At 49.1% G+C, this 676-nt stretch carries 1 protein-coding gene; it reads right to left on the bottom strand.

Annotated features, from left to right (window positions below):
• On the bottom strand, window positions 1-676 hold a 676-nt coding region (locus GQR56_RS21305), incomplete at both ends, for an Ig-like domain-containing protein (protein ID WP_166115388.1).

The raw sequence follows: 676 nt of genomic DNA, 5'->3' as shown, positions 1-676 counted from the left end.
GACCGTTGTAATCAGGAGCAGGGGTAAAGGTAAAGCTACCATCGGCATTAATGAGTAACGCACCGACGCCCGCAATGGTTGCTGTTGTTCCGGCAGTATAAACCGTGGTGTCCCCTGCAATAACAAACTGCGTTACCGCGAGGGTATCGCCATCGATATCAGTGTCATTGGTGAGTACATTACCAGTGGCTGGCGTGTCTTCTGTAACTGTAAACGGACCGTCATTAATGGCTTCAGGCGCATCATTAGCAGCGATAATGTCATTGAAACTTAATACCGCAGTATCGATCCCACCGTTAGTATCGCTGACCGTGTAAGTTGCACTTGGCACTGGACCGTTATAATCAGCCGCTGGGGTGAAGGTAAAACTACCATCAGCATTAATGAGTAACGCACCGACGCCCGCAATTGTTGCTGTTGTTCCAGCGGTATAAACCGTGGTGTCCCCATCGATAACAAACTGCGTCACATTAAGCGCGTCACCATCTGCATCGGTGTCGTTGGTTAATACATTGCCAGTGGCTGGCGTGTCTTCTGTTACCGAAATTGGACCATCATTAACGGCTTCAGGCGCATCATTGACAGGGGTAATGTCATTGAAACTTAATACCGCAGTATCGATCCCACCGTTAGCATCGCTGACCGTGTAAGTTGCACTTGGTACTGGACCGTTGTA

Source organism: Pseudoalteromonas sp. Z9A5, assembly GCF_011378875.1.
Lineage (GTDB): Bacteria > Pseudomonadota > Gammaproteobacteria > Enterobacterales > Alteromonadaceae > Pseudoalteromonas.
This window is presented reverse-complemented; position numbering and strand designations above follow the sequence as displayed.